Annotated in this window: 23 protein-coding genes; 12 read left to right on the top strand and 11 right to left on the bottom strand. The window is 59.0% G+C overall.

Annotated elements, in window-relative coordinates:
* Window positions 1-49 precede the first annotated feature (49 nt).
* From infC to J1C59_RS10435, 3 genes are all read right to left on the bottom strand, one after another.
* Window positions 50-601 (bottom strand): translation initiation factor IF-3, encoded by a 552-nt coding sequence (infC, locus tag J1C59_RS10425; RefSeq protein WP_111139091.1) that lies wholly within the window; start codon window positions 599-601, stop codon window positions 50-52.
* 3 nt (window positions 602-604) lie between these two features.
* Window positions 605-2,533, bottom strand: a complete 1,929-nt coding sequence (gene thrS, locus J1C59_RS10430; RefSeq protein WP_128086149.1) for a threonine--tRNA ligase — start codon at window positions 2,531-2,533, stop codon at window positions 605-607.
* A 243-nt stretch (window positions 2,534-2,776) separates the two neighbouring features.
* Window positions 2,777-3,538, bottom strand: a complete 762-nt coding sequence (locus tag J1C59_RS10435; RefSeq protein ID WP_128086148.1) for a DUF481 domain-containing protein — start codon at window positions 3,536-3,538, stop codon at window positions 2,777-2,779.
* A gap of 352 nt (window positions 3,539-3,890) precedes the next feature.
* On the opposite strand from J1C59_RS10435, the gene ghoS reads away from it, so the two are divergent.
* The gene (gene ghoS / locus J1C59_RS10440; protein WP_128086147.1) at window positions 3,891-4,184 is read left to right on the top strand and encodes a type V toxin-antitoxin system endoribonuclease antitoxin GhoS; all 294 of its coding nucleotides are present in this window, start codon (window positions 3,891-3,893) and stop codon (window positions 4,182-4,184) included.
* A 103-nt stretch (window positions 4,185-4,287) separates the two neighbouring features.
* Window positions 4,288-5,181, top strand: coding sequence for a fructosamine kinase family protein (locus tag J1C59_RS10445; RefSeq protein ID WP_128086146.1), 894 nt, complete (start codon window positions 4,288-4,290; stop codon window positions 5,179-5,181).
* Window positions 5,182-5,193: 12 nt separating this feature from the next.
* Here the strand turns inward: J1C59_RS10445 and J1C59_RS10450 are convergent, their stop codons facing one another.
* The gene (locus J1C59_RS10450) at window positions 5,194-5,730 is read right to left on the bottom strand and encodes a YniB family protein (RefSeq protein WP_039391793.1); all 537 of its coding nucleotides are present in this window, start codon (window positions 5,728-5,730) and stop codon (window positions 5,194-5,196) included.
* Window positions 5,731-5,874: 144 nt separating this feature from the next.
* On the opposite strand from J1C59_RS10450, the gene hxpB reads away from it, so the two are divergent.
* The 6 genes from hxpB (at window position 5,875) to J1C59_RS10480 (ending at window position 11,195) form a co-directional block, all read left to right on the top strand.
* On the top strand, window positions 5,875-6,543 hold the full coding sequence (gene hxpB, locus J1C59_RS10455) for a hexitol phosphatase HxpB (RefSeq protein ID WP_128086145.1): 669 nt from the start codon (window positions 5,875-5,877) through the stop codon (window positions 6,541-6,543).
* 172 nt (window positions 6,544-6,715) lie between these two features.
* On the top strand, window positions 6,716-7,552 hold the full coding sequence (gene kduI, locus J1C59_RS10460; RefSeq protein WP_128086144.1) for a 5-dehydro-4-deoxy-D-glucuronate isomerase: 837 nt from the start codon (window positions 6,716-6,718) through the stop codon (window positions 7,550-7,552).
* Window positions 7,553-7,569: 17 nt separating this feature from the next.
* A complete protein-coding gene (gene kduD / locus J1C59_RS10465) occupies window positions 7,570-8,331 on the top strand; it encodes a 2-dehydro-3-deoxy-D-gluconate 5-dehydrogenase KduD (protein WP_128086143.1) in 762 nt (253 codons plus the stop codon).
* 140 nt (window positions 8,332-8,471) lie between these two features.
* The gene (locus J1C59_RS10470; protein ID WP_128086142.1) at window positions 8,472-9,062 is read left to right on the top strand and encodes a metal-dependent hydrolase; all 591 of its coding nucleotides are present in this window, start codon (window positions 8,472-8,474) and stop codon (window positions 9,060-9,062) included.
* Between the two features lie 151 nt (window positions 9,063-9,213).
* On the top strand, window positions 9,214-10,605 hold the full coding sequence (locus tag J1C59_RS10475) for an L-cystine transporter (protein WP_128086141.1): 1,392 nt from the start codon (window positions 9,214-9,216) through the stop codon (window positions 10,603-10,605).
* A 182-nt stretch (window positions 10,606-10,787) separates the two neighbouring features.
* A complete protein-coding gene (locus J1C59_RS10480; protein ID WP_140917062.1) occupies window positions 10,788-11,195 on the top strand; it encodes a DUF6515 family protein in 408 nt (135 codons plus the stop codon).
* Between the two features lie 61 nt (window positions 11,196-11,256).
* Here the strand turns inward: J1C59_RS10480 and osmE are convergent, their stop codons facing one another.
* Window positions 11,257-11,592, bottom strand: a complete 336-nt coding sequence (osmE, locus tag J1C59_RS10485; protein ID WP_111139102.1) for an osmotically-inducible lipoprotein OsmE — start codon at window positions 11,590-11,592, stop codon at window positions 11,257-11,259.
* Window positions 11,593-11,874: 282 nt separating this feature from the next.
* Here osmE and J1C59_RS10490 point away from each other — a divergent pair, with 282 nt between their 5' ends.
* The 4 genes from J1C59_RS10490 to cho all read left to right on the top strand — a co-directional run bounded on the left by J1C59_RS10490 (window position 11,875) and on the right by cho (window position 15,898).
* Window positions 11,875-13,077: a multidrug effflux MFS transporter gene (locus J1C59_RS10490; protein ID WP_128086581.1), complete on the top strand. Its 1,203-nt coding sequence runs from the start codon at window positions 11,875-11,877 to the stop codon at window positions 13,075-13,077.
* A gap of 117 nt (window positions 13,078-13,194) precedes the next feature.
* Complete coding sequence (gene nadE / locus J1C59_RS10495; protein WP_140917063.1) at window positions 13,195-14,019, top strand: ammonia-dependent NAD(+) synthetase; 825 nt, start codon at window positions 13,195-13,197, stop codon at window positions 14,017-14,019.
* Between the two features lie 60 nt (window positions 14,020-14,079).
* Window positions 14,080-14,970 carry an aromatic amino acid DMT transporter YddG gene (gene yddG, locus J1C59_RS10500; RefSeq protein ID WP_128086580.1) on the top strand — a complete coding sequence of 297 codons (891 nt, stop codon included), beginning with the start codon at window positions 14,080-14,082 and terminating at the stop codon, window positions 14,968-14,970.
* 67 nt (window positions 14,971-15,037) lie between these two features.
* Window positions 15,038-15,898 carry an excinuclease Cho gene (gene cho, locus J1C59_RS10505; RefSeq protein ID WP_128086579.1) on the top strand — a complete coding sequence of 287 codons (861 nt, stop codon included), beginning with the start codon at window positions 15,038-15,040 and terminating at the stop codon, window positions 15,896-15,898.
* A gap of 71 nt (window positions 15,899-15,969) precedes the next feature.
* On the opposite strand, the gene spy is transcribed toward cho, so the two are convergent.
* From spy to J1C59_RS10535, 6 genes are all read right to left on the bottom strand, one after another.
* Entirely contained in the window at window positions 15,970-16,464 is a 495-nt protein-coding gene (spy, locus tag J1C59_RS10510; protein ID WP_128086578.1) for an ATP-independent periplasmic protein-refolding chaperone Spy, read from the bottom strand.
* A gap of 307 nt (window positions 16,465-16,771) precedes the next feature.
* Window positions 16,772-17,767: a succinylglutamate desuccinylase gene (astE, locus tag J1C59_RS10515; protein ID WP_140917064.1), complete on the bottom strand. Its 996-nt coding sequence runs from the start codon at window positions 17,765-17,767 to the stop codon at window positions 16,772-16,774.
* 50 nt (window positions 17,768-17,817) lie between these two features.
* A complete protein-coding gene (gene astB, locus J1C59_RS10520; protein ID WP_128086577.1) occupies window positions 17,818-19,146 on the bottom strand; it encodes an N-succinylarginine dihydrolase in 1,329 nt (442 codons plus the stop codon).
* Window positions 19,143-20,609 carry a succinylglutamate-semialdehyde dehydrogenase gene (gene astD / locus J1C59_RS10525; protein ID WP_140917065.1) on the bottom strand — a complete coding sequence of 489 codons (1,467 nt, stop codon included), beginning with the start codon at window positions 20,607-20,609 and terminating at the stop codon, window positions 19,143-19,145. The genes astB and astD overlap by 4 nt, the downstream gene beginning before the upstream one ends.
* Window positions 20,606-21,637, bottom strand: a complete 1,032-nt coding sequence (gene astA, locus J1C59_RS10530; RefSeq protein ID WP_128086775.1) for an arginine N-succinyltransferase — start codon at window positions 21,635-21,637, stop codon at window positions 20,606-20,608. Before astA ends, astD begins: the two co-directional genes overlap by 4 nt.
* Complete coding sequence (locus tag J1C59_RS10535; protein WP_128086776.1) at window positions 21,634-22,854, bottom strand: aspartate aminotransferase family protein; 1,221 nt, start codon at window positions 22,852-22,854, stop codon at window positions 21,634-21,636. The genes astA and J1C59_RS10535 overlap by 4 nt, the downstream gene beginning before the upstream one ends.
* Window positions 22,855-22,897 lie beyond the last annotated feature (43 nt).

A 22,897-nucleotide genomic window follows, 5' to 3' on the forward strand; every position in this document is an offset into this window, starting at 1 on the left:
CGCATCACCGCACAGCGCGGACGCTGCACGGCAATGGCTACTTGAAAGCCTACTGTTTCTTCTTAGGAGCGAGCACCATGATCATCTGGCGGCCTTCGATCTTCGAAGGGAAGGATTCGACAATGGCCAAATCCAGATCTTCACACAGGTCTTTACGGACGCGGTTAAGCACTTCCATACCGATCTGCTGGTGCGCCATCTCACGACCGCGGAAGCGGAGCGTGATTTTGGCTTTATCGCCATCTTCCAGAAAGCGAATCAGGTTGCGTAGTTTGACCTGATAGTCGCCATCATCGGTTCCAGGACGGAATTTAATTTCCTTAACCTGAATAACTTTTTGCTTCTTCTTCTGTTCCTTAGAAGATTTGCTTTTTTCATAGAGGAACTTGCCGTAATCCATGATGCGGCAAACCGGCGGTTCGGCATTCGGACTGATCTCTACGAGATCGGCACCCGATTCCTCGGCTTTTTCCAATGCTTCGCGTAATGTGACAATGCCAATCGGCTCGCCATCCATGCCCGTTAAGCGCACTTCTGTTGCGCGGATTTCACTGTTAATTTTGTTCGGACGCGTCGGTAGTACTCGTTTTCCGCCTTTAATACTTTATTCCTCCAATTGGTGAAGATTGCGGCTGCGAATCTCTTGTTGCAGCTTCTCAACAAATAGATCGACATCCAGCGACCCCAGGTCTTTACCACGGCGGGTGCGAACGGCAACTTTGCCAGCTTCCACCTCTTTATCACCGCAGACCAGCATATAAGGGACGCGACGTAATGTGTGCTCGCGGATTTTAAAGCCTATCTTCTCATTTCTCAAGTCTGCCTTCACACGAATGCCAGCATTCTGCAACTTACGTGTCAAAGACTCAACATATTCTGCCTGTCCGTCGGTAATATTCATTACCACGACCTGCAGCGGTGCCAGCCAGGTTGGGAAGAAACCGGCGAACTCTTCGGTCAGAATCCCGATGAAGCGCTCCATCGACCCCAGAATCGCACGGTGAATCATCACTGGCGTCTGACGATCGTTGTTTTCACCCACATAGGTTGCTTCAAGGCGTTTTGGCAGGGAGAAGTCTAGCTGAACTGTGCCGCACTGCCAGGCGCGATCGAGACAATCGTACAAAGTGAACTCAATTTTAGGGCCGTAGAACGCGCCCTCACCCGGCTGATACTCAAACTCAATGTTGTTTTCGTTCAGGGCCGCCGCCAGGTCTTCCTCGGCACGATCCCACATCTCGTCAGTGCCGATACGCTTCTCAGGACGGGTAGAAAGTTTCACCACGATCTTTTCGAAGCCGAAGGTGCTGTACATGTCATAGACCATGCGGATACAGCTGTTTACTTCGTCACGTACCTGCTCTTCTGTACAGAAGACGTGCGCATCATCCTGCGTGAAGCCACGAACGCGCATCAGACCGTGCAGCGCACCCGATGGCTCGTTACGGTGACAGCTACCGAACTCCGCCATACGCAGCGGCAGGTCGCGGTACGATTTCAGACCCTGATTAAAGATCTGAACGTGACCCGGACAGTTCATCGGTTTGATGCAATATTCACGGTTCTCTGAAGAGGTGGTGAACATCGCCTCTTTGTAGTTTTCCCAGTGGCCGGTTTTTTCCCACAGGACGCGGTCCATCATGAACGGACCTTTCACTTCCTGATACTGGTACTCTTTCAGCTTACTGCGGACAAACACTTCCAGTTCGCGGAAGATGGTCCAGCCGTCGTTATGCCAGAAGACCATGCCCGGCGCTTCTTCCTGCATGTGGTAGAGGTCGAGCTGCTTACCAATCTTGCGATGGTCACGCTTCGCCGCCTCTTCCAGACGCTGCAGATAGGCCGCCAGCTGCTTTTTATCTGCCCATGCGGTGCCGTAAATACGCTGCAGCATTTTATTGCTGCTGTCGCCACGCCAGTAGGCACCGGAGATTTTCTGCAGTTTGAAATGGTGACAGAACCGCATGTTCGGCACGTGCGGACCGCGGCACATGTCGATATATTCTTCGTGATGATAGAGGCCAGGCCGATCGTCGTGGCTGATGTTTTCATCAAGAATGGTGGTTTTATAGATTTCGCCGCGCGCCGCAAAGACGTCACGCGCTTCCTGCCAGCTGACTTTTTTCTTCACCACATCGTAGTTGGTCTCAGCCAACTGATGCATGCGTTTTTCCAGCAGGTCGATATCTTCCTGAGTCAGCGTACGATCGATGTCGACGTCATAATAGAAGCCGTTATCAATGACCGGGCCAATCGCCATTTTGGTATCGGGCCACAGCTGTTTGATCGCATGCCCTAACAGGTGCGCACAGGAGTGACGGATGATTTCCAGACCCGCTTCATCTTTAGCGGTAATGATCGCGACGGCGGCGTCTTCGGTGATGGGATCGACAGCATCAACCAGTTCGCCGTTGACCCGACCCGCGATACAGGCCTTTGCCAGACCCGGTCCGATATCCAGTGCAATGTCCATCACACTGACAGGGCGGTCAAACACGCGCTGGCTGCCATCAGGAAGCGTAATTACAGGCATTTCATATCCTTATTTGCAGTGGTAAGCCACACGAAAGCCTACATGCAATGTTATGAGAGTATTGACCTGGCGTAATATCAGACCCACATTGTCGGAATGTCGCCAGGCTCACAGTGCAGGCAGATGATAGCAGTTTTCCCCGGCGAGAAAAACCATCCCCTTGATTGCTAAGCCGTGGAGTAAACAAAAAAAAGCGGCCTGACGCACTGTCAGACCGCCGGGAATAGTGCCGCAAAAATGCGCTTACATCGCGTAAGAGAGCATGATTGAGGTTTTGGTGTCGGTACGATCTGGCGCAGATTCCGCCGGATTGTTGTTCCAGGTGACGTTGTAGGCCAGCTTCAGCGCGAAGTGGCTGTTGATGGCAACCTGCAGACCGGTTTCGGAGTTAACCGTCGTATCTTCGCCGAAGCTGCTCAGTACGGAGACACCCTGAATAAATTTGGTGGTGTCGGTCAGCTGCCACTGGTAGCTGACTGCGCCGTAGCCCAGCGCTTTCGTCTGATGGCCACCCGCATGGTAATCGTCATAACGCACACCCGGACCGAATTCCGCACGCAGCGAGTGCACCGGGCCGTTCAGGATCTGACGACCGTAACCGGCGGTCAGGACGTCGCGTGAATCATAACCGTTGAAACGGTCGCTCAGCCAGCTCGCCTGGCCAAACAGGTAGTCATAAGCGCTGACGTTATAACGTGAACGACCACCGATGTTGTACGTCTCAGAAGAGCGCTCATCGTTGGACGAGGTGTTGGCTGCGTTACCCCACAAGCTGTACGCCATCGATGACTGATACCAGGTCATGTTGGTCTGGGCAGTCAGGGACGAACTGGTTGTGTTACCGGTTTGCGCCAGATAGCCCGCCGAAGCAGAACCTTCAAAAGGCTTTTTCGCCGTGGAAGGGTCATCCATGGCGGTGAAGACGGCGTTATCGGCCAGTGCCTGGTGACAAAAAGCTCCAGCGGAGAGCAAAAGAACAGCAGACAGCTTGTTATAGGCTTTCATTAAATATGATCCGAGCGACGGTTTAAAAAACGGAGAGTCTGAAGCGTTTTGCCAGCCATTCAATGCAATTTACGGTAAGTTTTGTAAAAAATTATTAACTTACAAAAAACGTAGATAATCGCCCTGGCAACCCGTGTTAATTGGGACTCATCTGATTAACGTCGCGCATTATAGTGTCGTCTGACCGAAAAGATAGCCGTTGCGGCAGAAGATTTTTCAGCCTGCGCTGCGGGCTACTGACAGACCTTTACGCTGAGCGCGCGCTCATAAGCGCGTCCCGCTTCTCTGTTGTTCGCCTGTTTTTTCACCATGGTCTACGCTCAGTTCAGTTTCCCTTCCCCGGAGGTGCTTTATGAGCAACAGTGACCTGACCCGCTATATCGTGACCTTTCATTATCAGGAGTCGGGATTAAGTGACATCCTGGAGCTGACCAGCGCAATGACCGCCGCAGGCTTCAGCACCACGCTGATGGATGACGACGGTCATCCCCATGAACTGGGCACCAACAGTTATGGCATTGTCACGACGCTGGCGGAGGCGGATCTGCGCCAGCAGGTGACGGCGGCCGGTGAAAGCGTGCTGGGTCAGAAACCGGAGGTGACCCTGATGACCCTTGAGGCCTATCTGCACGACACCCCGCAGTAGTGTTTTGCGACCAGACGCAGAATTAAGGGGTGCAATCGTGCCGGTTTTGGTGAATATTTAAGCAACCCATCGGACTTACGCAGCGAATAAAGAGGACAACCCTATGTGGTCAGCCATTAGTCGTCTGTTAAGCGAGCAGTTAGGCAACGCCGAAATCACGCAACGTCACGCCCTGGCGGGCGGTGATATCCATCCCACCTGGCATATCCGCTACGGTGAGCACGATGTCTTTGTCAAAAGTAACAGCCGCGAGATGCTCTCACTCTTTATGTGGGAAGCCGATCAGCTCGCGCTGCTGGCGCGCACCGGCACGGTCCGGGTGCCGCAGGTCTATGGCGTGGGACATCACCGCGAAGAGAGCTTTCTGCTGATGGAGTATATCCGGCCGCAGCCGCTGAATGAGCAGAGTGCCTGGCAGCTGGGTCAGCAGCTGGCGCACCTGCATCAGTGGAGCGAGCAGACCCAGTTTGGCCTCGATTTCGACAACAACATTACCACGACGCCGCAGCCCAACAGCTGGCTGCGGCGCTGGTCAGTGTTCTTTGCCGAGCAGCGTATCGGCTGGCAGCTGCAGCTGGCGGCGGAAAAAGGGCTTCACTACGGTGACACGGAACGGATCGTCGCCGCGGTCCAGCGGGTGCTGGCGTCCCATCATCCGCAGCCGTCGCTGCTGCATGGCGATCTCTGGCCGGCCAACTGCGCTGACAGCGCCAGCGGGCCCTGGCTGTTTGATCCCGCCTGCTACTGGGGCGACCGTGAGTGCGATCTGGCGATGCTGAGCTGGTTTCCCGACCTCCCCCGTCAGATCTACGAGGGCTATCAGGCGGTGTGGCCGCTGCCGGACGGTTTTTCACAGCGTCTGCCGGTCTACCAGCTCTATTACCTGCTGAACCGGGCTAACGTGTTTGGCGGGCACTGGCCTGAAGACGCGCAGTTCGCCATTGATCAGTTGCTGGAAGAAGAGGCGTACAGTCTCCGTCAGGCCAGGCCGGCCTGACGGCAAACACGATCAGATAAAGCCCAGCAGCGACAGCACAAAATATCCGGCAATCGCAATCACCACAGGCAGGACGTAAAGCGGGAAAATCTGCAGGAAGATGGTGTGGCGGGGAACGCGCACCTTCTCTTCCAGTTGCTGACGGCTGCGTCCTTCGCTGCCTTTGGCCTGCTCCAGAATCATCTGGTCTTCAATGCCCTCTTTTACATGCCGCGCCTGACGTCCCATCCGCGCCCCGGAGGACTCCAGCGCCAGCCCGACGAAAATCAGGATGTAGATCAGCCAGAAGCCCAGGTTCATCTGGCCGTTAAATTCCGGCACCGGCGAGTTATGCCAGAAGACGTTGAGGAACGGCGTATTGAAACGAAGCATATCGACGATGACATGCACAAAATCGAGCATCACCGCATCGATGCCCGGTTGCTTCTCACTGTGCTTAAACATAAAGCTCAAAACAGAAATAATGGTCGACAGCAGCGCCACTAAAAACAGCACCCAGCCCGCCACACGCTTGAGGATGGCGATGCGGCCAGCCTGTTGATAGGTCATATTCTCTCCTTTACCCGGATTCCGGTTTGCCGTAAGTCTACCTGCCAATGGCGAAATTTCCCAAAAAAAGCGTGGCCGACCGGGTAGCGCGTGCGCCGCAGAGGAAAAATGGTAAGGTAACGCCGACTTTATAAGGAGATGCCAATGCCCTATCACCGCCCTGTCTGCGCCGCCCTGTTTGATATGGATGGCTTACTGATCGACTCTGAACCGCTGTGGGATCAGGCCGAGCTGGATATCTTTTCAACGCTGGATATCGACCTGACACGTCGCAGCGAACTGCCCGATACGCTGGGTCTGCGCATCGATCAGACGGTGCGGATGTGGTACGAAACGCTGCCGTGGCAGGGTCCCTCGCAGCAGGAGGTGACGGAACGCATTATTGCGCGCGCCATGACGCTGGTGGAGCAGACCCGGCCGCTGCTGCCGGGCGTGGAAACGGCCCTGCAGCTCTGTCGCGATCAGGGGCTGAAGATCGGCCTGGCCTCCGCCTCACCCCTCAGGATGCTGGAGCAGGTGCTGGAGATGTTTAACCTGCGCCACTATTTCGATGTGCTCTCTTCAGCCGAAGCCCTGCCTTACAGCAAGCCGCATCCGCAGGTCTATCTCAACGCCGCCGATAGCCTGGCGATCGATCCGCTTAACTGCGTGACGCTGGAAGATTCGTTTAACGGCATGATCGCCACCAAAGCCGCGCGTATGCGGTCGATCGTGGTACCCGCCGCTGAACACCGTGACGATCCCCGCTGGGCGCTGGCCGATGTGCGGCTGACGAGTCTCAGCGAACTGAGCCTGCACCATCTGCAGGGATAATCATCAGCCCGCCTGTGCGGGCTTTTTTTTGCCTGTTTTCGCCTCTTCATGATCCACGCCGCAAATAAATAAAACATCGTTTCATTTTTATTGAATTCCCGATTCACTCTTCCTAAGATGCATTCATTCCCCGTCCGGGGCGTGCACATCCTGACTGGCAGAGAGGCCTGAGATGGAAATTCGTCAAAGCATTCACAGCGATCACGCAAAACAGCTCGACACCGAAGCGCTGCGGCGCGCGTTCCTGATTGAGAACATCTTCACTGCCGATGATTACACCCTGACCTATAGCCATATCGACCGCATTATCATTGGCGGCGTGATGCCGGTGAACCGGCCGGTTACCCTGGGGGATGAGATGGGAAAGGCCCTGGGCGTCAGCTATTTTCTCGAACGCCGTGAGCTGGGCGTAATCAACATCGGCGGGCCGGGTCAGGCAGTCATTGACGGTAAAACCTGGGAGATGGGCCAGGAAGAGGCGCTCTATGTCGGCAAAGGCGCGCGCACGCTGCAGTTCCGCAGCCTGGATCCGGCATGCCCCGCCCGCTTCTATTTCAACAGCGCGCCCGCGCACTGCACCTTCCCGGACAGAAAGATCACCCTTGCCGAAGCGGCCAGTACCACGCTGGGCGCTGCCGCTACCGCCAATCGCCGCACCATCCACAGGTTTATCGTGCCGGACGTTCTGCCCACCTGCCAGCTCACCATGGGCCTGACCAGACTGGAGAGCGGCAGTCTGTGGAACACCATGCCCTGTCACACCCATGACCGCCGCATGGAAGTCTATTTCTACTTCGACCTGCCGGATGAGAGCGCGGTCTTCCACATGATGGGAGAGCCGCAGCAGACCCGTCATCTGCTGGTGCATAACGAGCAGGCGGTGATCTCACCCAGCTGGTCTATCCATGCCGGAGTCGGCACGCAGTGTTACGCCTTTATCTGGGGCATGGTGGGCGAGAATCAGATCTTTGATGACATGGACCCCGTCAACATCAGCGCACTGCGCTGAGCAGAGGAGAATGACCTATGGTAGTGAACAGCTTTAATTTAGCCGGCAAAGTGGCCATCGTGACTGGCTGTAACACCGGTCTGGGCCAGGGGATGGCGCGTGGACTGGCGCAGGCTGGCTGCGACATCGTGGGCGTCAACCGCTCTGCGGCGGATGAAACGCAGCGGCAGGTTGAAGCGCTGGGCCGCCGGTTCTGGCCGGTGACGGCCGACCTGGTGCGCAGCGAGGTGGCCACGCAGGTTGTGGAACAGGCTGTCGCCGCAGCGGGCAGGATCGATATTCTGGTTAACAATGCCGGGATCATCCGCCGCGAAGATGCGCTTAATTTCAGCGTGAAGGACTGGGATGATGTGATGAACATCAACAGCAAGTCCGTGTTTTTCCTGGCGCAGCAGGCAGCACGCCGCTTTATCGCACAGGGTGGCGGCGGCAAGATTATCAACATTGCCTCAATGCTGTCGTTTCAGGGCGGCATCCGCGTGCCCTCCTATACCGCCTCGAAAAGCGCGGTGATGGGGCTGACCCGCCTGATGGCGAACGAGTGGGCGAAGCATGGCATCAATGTGAACGCCATCGCACCAGGTTACATGGCGACCGATAACACTGAACAGTTGCGTAACGACGCGGCACGCAGTGAAGAGATTCTGGGGCGGATTCCGGCGGGCCGCTGGGGCGCGCCCGAAGACATGATGGGCCCGGTGGTGTTTCTGGCCTCCTCCGCGTCGGATTACGTCAATGGCTACACACTGGCGGTCGATGGCGGCTGGCTGGCGCGTTAATCTTTTGCGCGGACACGGTTTCACGGCTGTCCGCGATGTTAAAAAAATTCATGCTTCGTTACAGCGTCACATGTTCTCATTTACTGGATAAATCCCTATACTGGATGCATCGACAGTTTTCTTTGTATCCAGGTTCTCTCATGACGGGCGAAGGCCACATCATTTTTGCCATTGCCAGCGCTATTTTCGCAAAGCGTGCTGAGCTGACACCCGTGCTGGCGCAGGCCGACTGGTGGCATCTTGTTCCCTCGGCGCTGCTGACCTGCCTGCTGCCTGACATCGACCACCCTAAATCTCTGCTGGGACAGCGGCTGCGCTGGCTCTCACATCCGATTGCGCGGGCGTTCGGACACCGGGGCTTTACCCACAGCCTGCTGGCGGTGGCTGCCGGATTGTGGCTTTTTCAGATAAACCTGCCCCAGTCGTCGCCGATACCGCCCGACGTGCTGCAGGGGCTGACGCTGGGTTATCTCAGCCATATCGTGGCCGACATGCTGACGCCCGCCGGGGTGCCGCTGCTGTGGCCCTGCCGCTGGCGCTTCCGCCTGCCGATTCTGCGCAGTCAGAAAGGGAATCAGCTGGAGCGGGCGCTGTGTCTGGGACTGGTGGGCTATGCGCTCTGGTTTCCGGTGGGGATGCCATCTTTTGGTGCAAACGGCTGGCCGACTCAGCTGTTTGATACGCTGCAGAACGGTGTTGGTCGGTTAATTTCCACGCATCGTGCGCAATAAAGCAGCGTAAAACGCTATTCAGTTATAAACCATGCCATTTGGATATAAGGCCCCCTCTGCGCCTGCTGTTACCATTCATACTGTCTTAATTCGTGATTAACATTATGCGGCCTTCCCGACCCGGAAGGCCGCATTACTCTGGAGTTTCAGTATGGACCTTCCTCTTACGCTTAATATCGTGGCCTTTGTGGTGCTGCTGGTATTGCTCTCCCGCTTCAGCCGTCAGAACTGGAGCCTGTCGAAAAAGGTACTGACCGGTCTGGTGATCGGCGTGCTGTTCGGCCTGGTGTTACAGCTGATCTACGGCGAAAACAGCGCAGTGGTCAAAGCGTCAATCAGCTGGTTCAACATCGTCGGCAATGGCTATGTTCAGCTGCTGCAGATGGTCGTGATGCCGCTGGTGTTCGTCTCTATTCTCAGTGCGGTCGCGCGTCTGCATAACGCCTCGTCGCTGGGGAAAATCAGCGTACTGACGATTGGCGTTCTGCTGTTTACCACCGCCATTTCGGCGCTGGTGGGCGTTTTTGTCACCGGCCTGTTCGGGCTGAGTGCGGAAGGTCTGGTTCAGGGCGCACAGGAAACGGCGCGTCTCAGTGCGATTCAGAGTAACTACGCAGGCAAGGTCGCCGATCTGACGGTGCCGCAGCTGGTGCTCTCCTTTATCCCGAAAAATCCGTTTGCGGATCTGACCGGCGCGAATCCGACCTCGATTATCAGCGTGGTGATTTTTGCTGCCTTCCTGGGTGTGGCTGCCCTGCAGTTGCTGAAAGATGATGAAGCTAAAGGTCAGCGTGTGCTGGTGGCTATCGATACCCTGCAGTCATGGGTCATGAAGCTGGTGCGTTTAGTGATGAAGCTGACCCCTTACGGTGTGCTGGCGCTGATGACCAAAGTGGTCGCCGGGTCTAACCTGCAGGACATCATCAAGCTGGGCAGCTTTGTGGTCGCCTCTTACCTCGGCCTGGCCATCATGTTTGGTGTCCATGCGCTGCTGCTGTCGATCAACGGTATCAACCCGCTGCGCTTCTTCCGTAAAGTGTGGCCGGTGATCACCTTCGCCTTTACCAGCCGCTCCAGCGCCGCCAGTATTCCGCTGAGTGTTGAAACCCAGACCCGTCGTCTTGGCGTGCCTGAATCGATTGCCAGCTTCTCCGCCTCCTTTGGTGCCACTATCGGTCAGAACGGCTGTGCCGGTCTCTATCCGACCATGCTGGCAGTGATGGTCGCGCCGACGGTCGGCATCAACCCGTTTGACCCGCTCTGGATCGCCACGCTGGTCGGCATGGTCACGCTGAGCTCGGCGGGCGTAGCCGGCGTCGGCGGCGGCGCCACCTTTGCGGCCCTGATTGTGCTGCCTGCGATGGGACTGCCGGTGACGCTGGTGGCATTGCTGATCTCCATCGAGCCGCTGATCGACATGGGCCGGACGGCGCTGAACGTCAACGGTTCCATGACCGCCGGTTCCCTGACCAGCCGCTGGTTAGGCCTCACCGACAGGCGTGTGCTGGAAAGCGACGACAACGCAGAACTGGCGCACCGCTGATGGCTTTACACCTGGCGCAGCCGCGCCAGGTTCTCCTCTCTTCTCCATAATCTTCCCCGTTAATGGCAACGCCGTTAAGAAAGCGTTAAGCGTGGTAAACAGGCGAAAATTTGCCGCTTTAGTGCTTGTCTTTGCCCGTGAAAAGGCGAATTCTGCCTCCAGTCTTATGAGGAGAATGCCCGATGAAAAAAATTATCGCCTCGCTTCTGACGCTGACGCTGCTTACGCCTGCGCTGGCGCTGGCTCACCCCGGTGACTGGGGCCCGCCGGGCGACTGGGGACGACATGGCGGACCCGGCCCGCACTGGGGCGGCCCCGGACCCCACTGGGGCGGGCCGGTGCACTTCTTACCCGACGCTGCTACGGCAGTGCTGATTGGCGGGCTGACCTACTACCTGCTGAACGGCAGCTATTATCAGCGTCACGGCGACGAATATGTGGTGGTCGAGCCACCGGAGGCGTCGCGGGTCAGCAATGAGATGCGGGTGCTCGATTTTAATGGCAAACGCTTTTATGTGCAGGCAGGTCACTATTATCAGCGGCAGATCGATGGTGACTATGTCGAGGTGCCGCGCCCGGCAGGATTGTAACGCGGCCCCAACGAAAAACGGCCCGTCATGATGACGGGCCGTTTGCTATTCAGGGGAAGGCTTACTGCTGAGCCTGCGGGTCAGTGTCATACTCCGCACAGCTCTGGAAACCGTAGTTCATCACACGGCCGGTATCGTTGTAGCTTACGAAGTAAGTCTGTGCTTTACCGTCGCGCTGGCCCAGAACGTAGGTCTGGCAGGTGCCACGCGCGTGAACCATGGTGATTTCAGTCGATGGCGCACCGGCGATCTGACGAACCTGATCGCGGGTCATGCCCTTTTTAACATCCTTTACCACTGGCTTAGTCACGTAGCTTTCCGCACGATCGTAAGTCGTACAACCAGACAGTGCAGCCAGTGTCAGCGCCGCAGCGATACATCCCATCACTTTATTCATCTTGTTGTTCCTCATTGATTGTCCATGTGGAATCAAGCCTGGAACAGAAATGCTGATATATCAAGTTTATGAAGAACAATTCGTGGCACTGTGACCGTCAGGATTCCGTAAAGAAGGCTGTGTTACCCTCAGCACGCACGTATACTTCCCGGCTATCGGGGCAGCGGCCAGCCCCCCTTTACGCGCGGCTGCACGCCTCTCTATCAGCAGGGTGCAACGAACATCCGCTCTGCTGGCCTGCCCGATTTCCGTTTACGCCATCGCTGACGACCCTGAGGATCAATGACCCCTTTACACGCAAACCGTCTGGCCTATGCCATCACACTCGGCCTGCTGGCCGCACTGGGCCCGCTCTGTATCGACCTCTATCTGCCGGCGCTGCCGCAGCTGGCGCAGGATCTCCGGACCGAAACCGCGACCGCGCAGCTCAGCCTGACCGCCGGTCTGCTGGGGCTGGGATTCGGCCAGCTGCTGTTTGGCCCGATGAGCGATAAGGCGGGCCGTCTGCGCCCGCTGACGCTCTCTCTGATCCTGCTGTTTATCGCCTCGCTGGGCTGCGCGCTGGCGCAGGATATCGACCAGCTGCTGCTGGCGCGCCTGTTCCAGGGGTTAGCGGGCGCAGGCGGCGCGGTGCTCTCCAGGGCCATTGCCCGGGATATGTACAGCGGCCACGAGCTGACGCGCTTCTTTGCGCTGCTGATGCTGGTCAATGGCCTGGCCCCGATCGGTGCGCCGGTGCTCGGCGGCGCGCTGATGACGATCCTGGACTGGCGAGGCATCTTTATGGTGCTGGGCGGCATTGCCATCCTGTTGATCCTGCTGGCGCGCTGGAAACTGCATGAAACGCTGCCTGAGACACGACGCAGTCAGGGATCGATCCTGTCCGCCTACGCGGCACTTGGTCAGGTGGTGACCCACCGCCCCTTTATGGGCTTCTGCCTGACCCAGGGCTTTATGATGTCCGGCATGTTCGCCTATATCGGCGCCTCGCCCTTTGTACTGCAGCAGCTCTATGGCCTCTCGCCACAGGCGTTCAGTTTCTGCTTTGCCGCCAACGGCTTCGGCCTGGTCATTGCCTCGCAGACCAGTGCCCGCCTCTGCCCGCTCTGGGGCGAATACCGGGTGCTGAAAGGCGGACTGACGCTGGCCTTTGTCGCCTCCGGCCTGCTGCTGCTGGCCGCGCTGTATCAGGCGCCGCTGCCCCTGCTGCTGGTGGCGCTGTTCTTTTCCATCGCCAGCAACGGGGTGATCGCCACCACCGCCTCCTCCCTGGCGATGCAGAGTCAGGGGCATCGGGCGGGCAGCGCGTCCGCCGTGATCGGCGTGACGATGTTCACCCTGGGCGCGATTACCGTGCCGATCACCGGCATCGGCGGCACCTCCGTCGTGAGCATGTGTGCCACCCTCTTTGGCTGCTTTATGATGGCGATCCTGATGTTCTGTGTGCTGGCAAAAAAACCGCAGCAGCCGCTGAAAACTCACTGATTTCGCAACGTTTAGCCGAAATCCGTTGCCGCTTTGGCTTGTTGTTTTCGCCAAGGCACGTTAGCTTTAGTAACACGTTCGCATCGAGCCGACAGCCACTGACCTGAGGAGAAGTTCATGTCACTGCAGCAGGAAATTATTCAAGCACTGGGTGTGAAGCCCGCTATCGACGCCAGCCAGGAAGTGCGGGTCAGCGTCGATTTCCTTAAAGCCTATCTGAAACGTCACAGCGGACTGAAAACGCTGGTGCTGGGGATCAGCGGCGGTCAGGATTCGACGCTGGCGGGCAAGCTGGCGCAGACGGCGATCGCGGAACTGCGTCAGGAGAGCGGCGACAACGACTACACCTTTATTGCGGTGCGTCTGCCCTACGGCGTGCAGGCCGATGAGCAGGATTGCCAGGATGCCCTGGCCTTTATCCAGCCCGACCGTTCGCTGGTGGTCAACATCAAAGAGTCCGTGCTGGCCAGCGAGCGCGCCCTGAAAGAGGCGGGCATCACGCTGTCCGATTTCGTTCGCGGCAACGAAAAAGCGCGTGAGCGGATGAAAGCACAATACAGCATCGCGGGCATGACCCGGGGTGTGGTGGTCGGCACTGACCACGCCGCCGAGGCCGTCACCGGCTTCTTCACCAAGTATGGCGATGGCGGCACTGACATCAATCCCCTGTTCCGTCTGAATAAACGCCAGGGCAAGCAGCTGCTGAAACATCTGGGCTGCCCGGAACATCTCTACCTGAAGAAACCCACTGCCGATCTGGAAGATGATCGTCCCGGTCTGCAGGATGAGGTGGCGCTGGGCGTCACCTACGAGATGATCGATGACTATCTGGAAGGCAAAAGTATCGACCCGGAGAATGCCCGCATCATCGAGGGCTGGTATCTGAAAACCGAGCACAAACGTCGCCCGCCGATCACGGTGTTTGACGACTTCTGGAAGTAATGCCCCGCCTCCTCTGCACCGGCAGAGGAGGTTTTTCCCACTCACTCTGTTGATTGCTGCATGTCTGCCACCGTTTCGCGTGCCACCCTTATCGGCCTTATCGCCATTCTGCTCTGGAGCACCACCGTTGGCCTGCTGCGCAGCGTCAGCGAAGCCTTTGGCGCCACCGGCGGCGCGGCACTGATCTACAGCACCACGGCGCTACTGCTCTGTCTGACCCGCGGTCTGCCGCGACCCGGTGCGCTGCCCGCGATCTACCTGTGGCTGGGCGGCGCGCTGTTTGTCGGCTACGAAATCTGTCTGGCGCTGGCGATCGGCCTGGCCAGCGATCGCAGCCAGTCGCTGGAGCTGGGGATGATTAACTATCTCTGGCCCTGCCTGACGATTGTGCTGGCGATCCCCTTTAATCAGCAGCGTTTCCGCCCCTGGCTCTGGCCGGGGCTGCTGCTGTCGCTGCTGGGGATTGTCTGGGTGATGAAAGGCAGTGGCAGCGGCTCGCCCTCTCTGCTGTGGCAGAATATGCAGCGCAATCCTGCGGCCTACAGCCTTGCCTTTGTCGCCGCCCTGACGTGGGCGACCTACAACAACCTTACCCGCCGCTTTGCCCGCGGGTCGAACGGCGTCACCCTCTTTTTTATTCTGACCGCGCTGGCGCTGTGGCTGAAGTTTGCCCTCAGCCCGCCGCTGCAGCCGATGAACTTTGCCCCCGTTCCGCTGCTGGAGGTGGGGTTTGTCGGACTCTCAACCGCCGTCGCCTATTCCGCCTGGAATCACGGTATCCAGCAGGGCAACCTGACGCTGCTGGCCACCGCCTCCTACTTTACGCCCGTGCTCTCGGCACTGCTGGGATCGCTGTGGCTTGGCCTGACTCCGCCACTGGCCTTCTGGCAGGGTGTCGCGATGATTACCCTGGGGTCGCTGATCTGCTGGCTGGCGACCCGCGGACAATAAGCAGACCACTGGCGATCATTTCACCAGGCTGTTATGCTGTATGGACAACCAGTAAATGGAGTCCATTTTGGTCAGACGTGCTGCTATGCTTCGCCCCGAACCCGATGCGAATGCAATTTATCAATATCCCGAACACCTGCGTGAATGGCTGGAAGGCCTGCCGAATCGTCCCGGCGTTTACACCTTCCACGGAGAGAGTGAGTCGCTGCCGCTCTATATCGGCAAAAGCGTGAATCTGCGTTCGCGGGTTATGTCCCATTTCCGCACCCCTGATGAGGCGAAGATGCTGCGCCAGTCACGGCGTGTCAGCTGGATCCCGACCGCCGGCGATCTGGGCGCGCTGCTGCTGGAAGCGCAGATGATCAAAACCCAGCAGCCGCTGTTCAATAAGCGATTACGCAAGAACCGGCAGCTCTGCTCGCTGCAGATCACCGACACCAAACCGCAGGTGGTCTACGCCAAAGATCTCGATTTCAGCCAGTCGCCCAATCTGTTCGGACTCTACCGCAGCCGCTTTGCTGCCATTGAGCGGCTCAAGCAGCTCGCGGATGAGTATCAGCTCTGTCATGGTCTGCTGGGGCTGGAAACACTGAGCGCAGGCCGGGGCTGTTTTCGTTCGGCGCTGCGTCGCTGTGCCGGTGCCTGTTGCGGCAAAGAGCCGGTCAGCGATCATCAGGATCGGCTGCTGGAAGCGCTGGAAAACGTGCGGGTCTTCTGCTGGCCGTGGCAGGGCGCGGTAGGCCTGGTCGAAGAGGGAAAAGAGATGACCCAGATCCATGTTATCGATCACTGGTTCTATCTCGGTTCGGTCGACACCCTGGAGGAAGCGCGAAAACTGCAGCGGCCTAAAGGCGGTTTCGACCACGACGGCTATAAAATCCTCTGCCGCCCGATTCTCTCGGGTGCCTACCCTATTCTGCCGCTATAAAAAAAACCGCCGACGCTGCCCACTCACCGTCAGTGGACAACGCCGGCGGTCTCAGACCGTTAGCTAAGGGCTTATTCAGCCGGTTCGGCTGGCGGTGCCATCTGGCCTTCACGCGGGCCTTTCTCTGTCAGACGCTTTTCAAAGTCAGCGTTGTACTGTTTCTTCTGCTCTGGCGTCAGCACGTTATAGAGCTTGTTCTGGGTTTCCAGCATCGTCAGCGCATGCTCTTTCGCATCAGCAGACATCTTCTCTGCCTGTGCTTCTGCTTTGCTCTTATCGAAGCTGTCAGCCGCGATAATGCTGTGGGCAGCACGGCGTTCATCCAGTGACGGGCGCTTCATCTCTTTACGGCTCTCTTTCAGGATGTCGCGCATCTGAGTCTGCTGCGCTTCGGTCAGGTTCAGCCCTCTGAACATCCGATCCATGCCGTGGTGCATAGGCGGTTTGTGCATCGCTTTTTCGCTGCCAGCCGGTGGAGGCGTCAGGTTGTCAGCAGCAGCATGGACGGCGCTGGCTGCACCAAACGCCAGCGAAGAAGCCAGTAAAAGGGAAGTCAGTTTGCGCATAATAGTGTCCTTATATTTCATGATAATGACGACAGCACTCTGTCGCGTCTTCGGAAACAAGCATACGACGCTGAACGTCAACTACTCAGAACCTGAGTAAAGCCGTGAAAGCATAAAAGATAAAAATCGGGCAATCATGAAGAGAATAAGAAGAAAGGCGTGAGGAATTGCAAAAGAGTATGAATTTACAGTGAATTTCGCAGAAATCGTGGAGGAGTGTAAGGGTTCTGACAGGAAAGCGGAAGACGTTCTGCCGCTTTCCTGCCGGTTTTTTCAGGCTGTGCCGCTCAGCCACGGCAATCTGGCGTCAGCGCGGCAGCGCCTGAGTCTGTTCGCCCTCCTCAATCAGCATCAGCCCGGCCCGCAGTCCGGTGGCCACGTGGGGATTCGGGAACAGCACATACTCCCGCGCCTGCTGCACGTAATACCGTTTATCACCCTCCTCTGCCAGCAGGGTCCCCTGCGGGAAGGCGGTAAAGTTCAGCGTGTCCGGCGACATGTGCAGCGTAAAGTGTTCGCTTAAGCGGGTAATCTGCTGCACCACCCGGTAGTGACGTGGGCTGGCCGTTGCGGCAGGCATCGGTTCACCATAGAGCAGTGCCGCCAGCGCCTGCTGTGCCGCGCGGAACTGACTGAGGTCGTTTTCGCCGAACGGCAGCGCTTTCCCCAGCTCCAGCGTACAGCTGGCCGCGCCGAAGTGCTCGCAGCTGAAATGGGTAAAGGTGCCGCCCGGCGCACGGTGAAACACCAGCGCCTCCAGCCCGGCGGCGGCCAGCCAGTCCAGAAATTCAGGCGGCCAGGGCCGTTCGCTGTGCGGCATCACGCCAAACTGCGTGTGCCAGGAGCCACGGATCGCGGTGTGCATATCGAGATGCCAGCGCGACTCATCACACGCACCCTGCTGCCAGAACGTCTCCAGCGTCTGCTCCAGCCGCAGCACGCGCCGCGCCTCGTCGCAGTCATCGATCTGCTGCCAGCGTCCGCCGAAGAGCCGGTTAATGTCATAACGTACGTAGCGTTTACCGGTGCGCAGCGCGGAAGGATTTCCCAGAATCACCAGCAGGCGCTGCCGCAGCGGCTTTTCGCCCCGCAGCAGCGCATTGACCAGCTGGCTGACGATTTCAACCGGGGCGGTTTCGTTACCGTGAATACCGGCGGAGAGCACCAGCGCCTGATTTACCGGCTCGGTCGGCTCCAGAATCAGGATGCCGTGATATAACCATTGCCAGCGAAGATGGGCCGTTTCACCCCTGCGCTGATGCGGCGCCTCGCCGGAGAGCGTCTGCTGTAAAAAGTCCTGCATCGTTCCTCCTGTTCGCGATGAGCAGGTGGCGACCGCTGCCGCCACCGCCTTCACTGCTGAAATGCATACACATTTCCTAAGTCTAGCAGCTTCGTCAGCTCATCCAGCGCCTCGCGTCCCTCGCGCAGCAGCTGCGGGTCAACCAGGTCGGCCTGCGTCAGGCGGTCGCGATAGTGGCGATCCACCCACTCATTCAGCGTGGTGAAGAGCCGGTCGTTCATCAGTACCGCCGGATTGACCGCCTGCCGCTCCTCAGGCGTCAGCACGACGCGCAACCGCAGGCAGGCCGGGCCGCCGCCGTTGTACATGCTTTCCCGCAGGTCAAACACCTTCAGGGCTTTGAGTGGCGTATCCCCTTCGACCTGTTCACACAGGTAGCGCCAGACGCCCGCATGCTGGCGTGACTCCTCCGGCAGCACCAGCATCATGCTGCCGTCGGGATGGGTCAGGAGCTGACTGTTAAACAGATAGGTATCCACCGCCTCTTTCACCGACACCCGGTTTTCCGGTACCTCCAGGGCCACAAACCCTGGCACGCACGCCCGAAGCCGGGCGAGCAGTGCGGGCTGATCCACAAAGGCGTGCTGGTGACAGAAGAGCATTCGCTGGTTACTGACCGCAATCACGTCATTATGGAAGACGCCCTGATCGATCACCGCCGGGTTCTGCTGCGCAAACAGCACGCTGTCCGGTGAGAGCTGATGCAGCCGGGCGACCGCTTCGCTGGCCTCACGGGTCTGCCGGGCCGGATAACGCTGCGGCGCCTTGCCCTCATGGCTGCCGTCGCGTCCGTAGATGAACAGCTGAACGCCGCGCTCACCGTAGTCGCCGCCCAGCCGGTTGTGATTCGCCGCCCCCTCATCGCCAAACAGCGCCACCTGCGGCAACGCATCATGCACGCTGAAATGGCGGTCGTCGCGGAAAATGGACCGCAGCAGAGCAGCCGTTTCCGGCGCTTCTATCGCACGGTGAAACTTGTTGTTCAGGTTCGCCACGGTCAGATGAACCCGGCTATCGAGACTGTCGGCTGAGGGGGATACCGTAGCCGCATTGGCAACCCACATCGCCGAGGCCGAGCTGGCCGCAGAGAGCAGGCCCGGCGCGGTTTTTCCGGCCGCAGCCAGCACCTGCTCATCGCTGCCGCCAAAGCCAAGCTGGCGCAGTACCGCGATGTTCGGCCGCTCATGCGGCGGGATCACCCCCTGCACAAAGCCCATATCGGCCAGCGCTTTCATCTTCAGCAGCCCCTGCTTCGCCGCCAGACGGGGGTTGGATGGCTGGAGCTGATTGCGGGTCGAGGCTTCATTACCAAACGACAGCCCGGCATAGTGGTGAGTCAGACCCACCAGCCCATCAAAGTTGGCTTCGGTGGCCTTCATGCGTCGCCTCCTGCCGAGAAATCCAGGCCCGGCGACAGCGTGGCGGGCAGCGTCAGATCCGGGCTCTCCAGCGAGGCCATTGGCCAGGCGCAGTAGTCCGCCGCATACCAGGCGCTGGCGCGGTGGTTACCCGACGCGCCCACGCCGCCAAACGGCGCGGTACTGGCGGCCCCGGTCAGCGGTTTATTCCAGTTCACGATCCCGGCACGCGCCTCCAGCAGCAGCCGATCAAACTGCGCACGATCAGGCGAGATTAATCCGCAGGACAGCCCGTAGCGGGTCTGGTTTGCCAGCGCGATCGCCTCATCAAAGGTGTCATAGCGCACCACGCCCAGCAGTGGCCCAAAGACCTCTTCATCCGGAATGCCCTGAACGCCGGTTAAGTCGATGATGCCTGGCGTGAGAATGGCGCTGTGGCGATCCGGCCAGCGCATCGCCAGCAGCACGTTACCGCCCGCCGCTACCCGACGCTGCCACTCCGCCATAATCTTCTCTGCCGCGCCGGTGGAGATGACGCTGCCCATAAACGGCTGCGGCTCGGCGTTCCAGGCGGCCGGTTGCAGCCGCCCCGCGACCTCGGCCAGACGCTGCAGGAAGGCGTCACCCGCCGCACCCCGTTTCACCAGCAGACGGCGCGCGCAGGTGCAGCGCTGCCCGGCGGTAATAAAGGCGGACTGTAGCGTGATGTTAACTGCCGCATCGCGATCGGCCGGGTCCTCCACAATCAGGGCGTTGTTGCCGCCCATCTCCAGCGCCAGCATCTTCTCAGGCTGACCGGCAAACTGGCGATGCAGCTGATAGCCGGTATGCGCGCTGCCGGTAAACAGCAGGCCGTCAATCGGGTCGCAGGTCGCGAGCGCCTGACCGGTTTCCCGTCCCCCCTGTAACAGCGCCAGCACGCCCGCAGGCAGGCCCGCGGCCAGCCAGAGTTCAGCGGTTTTTTCGGCCGTCAGCGGCGTGAGTTCGCTGGGTTTGAACACCACGCAGTTACCCGCCAGCAGCGCCGGGACGATATGACCATTAGGCAGATGGCCGGGGAAGTTATAGGGACCAAACACCGCCAGCACGCCGTGCGGACGATGCCGCAGCGAGCTTTCGCCTTCGTGCTGCTCACCGGTGCGGCTGTGATACGCCCTGACCGAGAAGCCGATTTTGTTGATCATCGCACCCACTTCGGTCAGCGCTTCCCAGCGCGGCTTACCGGTTTCGCGGGCGATGGTTTCTGCCAGTTCTGTTTTATGGGCGTCCAGCCCGGCCGCGAACTTTTCGATGATCGCCTGCCGCTCCGCCAGAGGCCGTCTGGCCCAGGCCGGAAAGGCGGCGCGGGCGGCCTCACAGGCGGCGCTGACCTGGGCGGCCGACGCCGCATGGCCCTGCCACAGCATCTCGCCGCTGACCGGATCCGCTTTCGTCATCAGCTCAGCGTCGCCGCTCAGCCACTCTCCCTTAATCAGGTGCGTCATGCTGTTTTCTCCTCTTTGCAGAGCGTGACCACGCGCAGGCTGTCGCCCGGCTGGCAGTGCAGCGCCCGCATCTGTTCATCCGTCAGTAATACGCTGTCGCTGTCGGCCGTTGCGGCGATCAGCGCTACGCGGAACTGATGGTAATGCTGATTAGCCACCAGACAGAGCGGCGCATCGACCGGATTTTCACCGCGCCCGGCGCGGCGCAGACGGCTCTTGCGCACGGCGCGGATATGATCGATATCGCACTCCAGCGTCGGGCCGCCATCGAAGATATCGACGTAATTGAGGTAGCGGAAGCCTTCCGCCTCCAGCACCGCGCGGGCAGGCGCGGTCTGTGGATGAACCTGTCCGATGACCGCCTGCGCGCCCGGCGTCAGGTAATCAATGTAGAGCGGATGCTTCGGCATCAGCTCCGCGATAAAGGCTTTCTGGCCGGTGCCGCTCAGGAAATCGGCCTTGCTGAACTCCATTGAAAAGAAGCGGCTGCCGACGCTCTCCCAGAACGGCGAATGGCCATGCTCATCGCTGACGCCGCGCATCTCGGCCACGACCCGGTCGGTAAAGTGCTCACGGAAACTGGCCATAAACAGGAAGCGGGACTTCGACAGCAGATAGCCGTTTTTACCGTCACGGTAGTCAGGGTCGAGAAACAGCGTGCAAAGCTCACTGCTGCCGGTGTGATCGTTACTCAGCGACAGCGTAGGCAGCGCCGCATAGACATTCAGCTCTTTCGAGGCGTGAACCTGGGTACCGACCCGGAAGTTATACCAGGGATCCTGCAGTCCGACCGCCACTTCGATGGCGCAGATGCCGATGGCGCGGTTATCTTCGCTGTCGGCCAGAACAAAAACGTAGCCCTGCTCAGCACGCGGCAGTGTGCCCTCCCAGGTCTGCAGCGATCGCTCGATACGCGCCTGTAACGTTGCGCTGTCGGCGGGCAGCGAGGTCAGCCCGCCCCCCGTTTTACCGGCCAGCGCCATCAGCTGGCTCAGGTCATCGCGTTCAACCGGACGGATGACCATCATGATGAGGATCCCCGCACCAGACGCTCACAGGTTTCCGCAAAGCGGGCCATGCCCAGCTTCACTTCCTGCTCGCTGATATTCAGCGCCGGAGCAAAGCGCACCACGTTAGCACCCGCGATCAGAACCATCACGCCCATTTCCGCGGCGGCAAGGTTGATCGCTTTTGCTTTACCGGCAAACTTGTCGCTCAGAACGGCGCCGATCAGCAGGCCAAGGCCGCGCACCTCTTTGAACAGATTCAGGCGCTGATTGATCTCGTTCAGTGCCGAGACAATCCACTGGTGGCGCTGGGTCACGCCCGCCATCACTTCTGGCTGGTTGATCAGCTCCATCACTTTCCCGGCCACCGCACCGGCCAGCGGGTTGCCGCCGTAGGTCGTGCCGTGTGTACCGACGCCCATGACGTTCGCCAGATCGTCGCGTGTCAGCATCGCACCAATCGGGAAGCCGCCGCCCAGCGCTTTGGCGCTGGTGAGCACATCCGGCGTGACGCCATAGTGCATGTAGGCATAGAGCGAACCGGTGCGGCCGACACCGCTCTGCACTTCATCAAAAATCAGCACGGCCTGATGTCTGTCGCAGAGTTCGCGCAGGCCGCGCAGGAATGCCGGATCGGCAGGCAGTACGCCGCCTTCACCCTGAATCGGCTCCACAATCACGGCGCAGGTCTGGTCATTGATCAGTTCGGCCGCCGCGGCCAGATCGTTGAACGGCGCATGCTGGATGTCGGGTGGCAGCGGTGCAAAATCTTTTGAATAGGCAGGCTGGCCGCCGGCTGACACGGTAAACAGGGTGCGGCCATGAAACGCGTTCTTAAACGCCACGATGCCACTCTTATGAGGACCAACCCGGTCGTGCGCCACTTTACGCGCCAGCTTCAGCGCCGCTTCGTTCGCTTCTGCACCGGAGTTGCAGAAAAAGACCCGGTCCGCAAAAGTGGCGTCGATTAGCTGTTTCGCCAGCCGGAGAATGGGTTCGTTGGTGTAACCATTACCGGTATGCCACAGACGCGTCGCCTGCTCCTGCAACGCCTGCTGTAACGCCGGATGCGCATGTCCCAACGCATTGACCGCAATGCCACCGGCAAAATCGATGTAATCTTTGCCGCTCTGATCCCAGACGGTTGAGCCCTCTGCGCGAACCGGTATAAAAGTCGCAGGCGCATAAACCGGCATCATCCATTGGTCGAAATCGTGACGTGAAACGTGCAGTGCCATAACCCATTCTCCTGCCTGGCTTTACCGGTCTGGTAAAGCTTTT

Source organism: Pantoea deleyi, from assembly GCF_022647325.1.
Classification (GTDB): Bacteria; Pseudomonadota; Gammaproteobacteria; order Enterobacterales; family Enterobacteriaceae; genus Pantoea; species Pantoea deleyi.

Excerpts from the sequence above, each read along its gene's own strand:
- thrS (WP_128086149.1), bottom strand. The coding sequence starts at position 2,533 with ATGCCTGTAATTACGCTTCCTGATGGCAGCCAGCGCGTGTTTGACCGC.
- J1C59_RS10435 (WP_128086148.1), bottom strand. The coding sequence starts at position 3,538 with ATGAAAGCCTATAACAAGCTGTCTGCTGTTCTTTTGCTCTCCGCTGGA.
- ghoS (WP_128086147.1), top strand. The coding sequence starts at position 3,891 with ATGAGCAACAGTGACCTGACCCGCTATATCGTGACCTTTCATTATCAG.
- J1C59_RS10445 (WP_128086146.1), top strand. The coding sequence starts at position 4,288 with ATGTGGTCAGCCATTAGTCGTCTGTTAAGCGAGCAGTTAGGCAACGCC.
- J1C59_RS10450 (WP_039391793.1), bottom strand. The coding sequence starts at position 5,730 with ATGACCTATCAACAGGCTGGCCGCATCGCCATCCTCAAGCGTGTGGCG.
- hxpB (WP_128086145.1), top strand. The coding sequence starts at position 5,875 with ATGCCCTATCACCGCCCTGTCTGCGCCGCCCTGTTTGATATGGATGGC.
- kduI (WP_128086144.1), top strand. The coding sequence starts at position 6,716 with ATGGAAATTCGTCAAAGCATTCACAGCGATCACGCAAAACAGCTCGAC.
- kduD (WP_128086143.1), top strand. The coding sequence starts at position 7,570 with ATGGTAGTGAACAGCTTTAATTTAGCCGGCAAAGTGGCCATCGTGACT.
- J1C59_RS10470 (WP_128086142.1), top strand. The coding sequence starts at position 8,472 with ATGACGGGCGAAGGCCACATCATTTTTGCCATTGCCAGCGCTATTTTC.
- J1C59_RS10475 (WP_128086141.1), top strand. The coding sequence starts at position 9,214 with ATGGACCTTCCTCTTACGCTTAATATCGTGGCCTTTGTGGTGCTGCTG.
- J1C59_RS10480 (WP_140917062.1), top strand. The coding sequence starts at position 10,788 with ATGAAAAAAATTATCGCCTCGCTTCTGACGCTGACGCTGCTTACGCCT.
- osmE (WP_111139102.1), bottom strand. The coding sequence starts at position 11,592 with ATGAATAAAGTGATGGGATGTATCGCTGCGGCGCTGACACTGGCTGCA.
- J1C59_RS10490 (WP_128086581.1), top strand. The coding sequence starts at position 11,875 with ATGACCCCTTTACACGCAAACCGTCTGGCCTATGCCATCACACTCGGC.
- nadE (WP_140917063.1), top strand. The coding sequence starts at position 13,195 with ATGTCACTGCAGCAGGAAATTATTCAAGCACTGGGTGTGAAGCCCGCT.
- yddG (WP_128086580.1), top strand. The coding sequence starts at position 14,080 with ATGTCTGCCACCGTTTCGCGTGCCACCCTTATCGGCCTTATCGCCATT.
- spy (WP_128086578.1), bottom strand. The coding sequence starts at position 16,464 with ATGCGCAAACTGACTTCCCTTTTACTGGCTTCTTCGCTGGCGTTTGGT.
- astE (WP_140917064.1), bottom strand. The coding sequence starts at position 17,767 with ATGCAGGACTTTTTACAGCAGACGCTCTCCGGCGAGGCGCCGCATCAG.
- astB (WP_128086577.1), bottom strand. The coding sequence starts at position 19,146 with ATGAAGGCCACCGAAGCCAACTTTGATGGGCTGGTGGGTCTGACTCAC.
- astD (WP_140917065.1), bottom strand. The coding sequence starts at position 20,609 with ATGACGCACCTGATTAAGGGAGAGTGGCTGAGCGGCGACGCTGAGCTG.
- astA (WP_128086775.1), bottom strand. The coding sequence starts at position 21,637 with ATGATGGTCATCCGTCCGGTTGAACGCGATGACCTGAGCCAGCTGATG.
- J1C59_RS10535 (WP_128086776.1), bottom strand. The coding sequence starts at position 22,854 with ATGGCACTGCACGTTTCACGTCACGATTTCGACCAATGGATGATGCCG.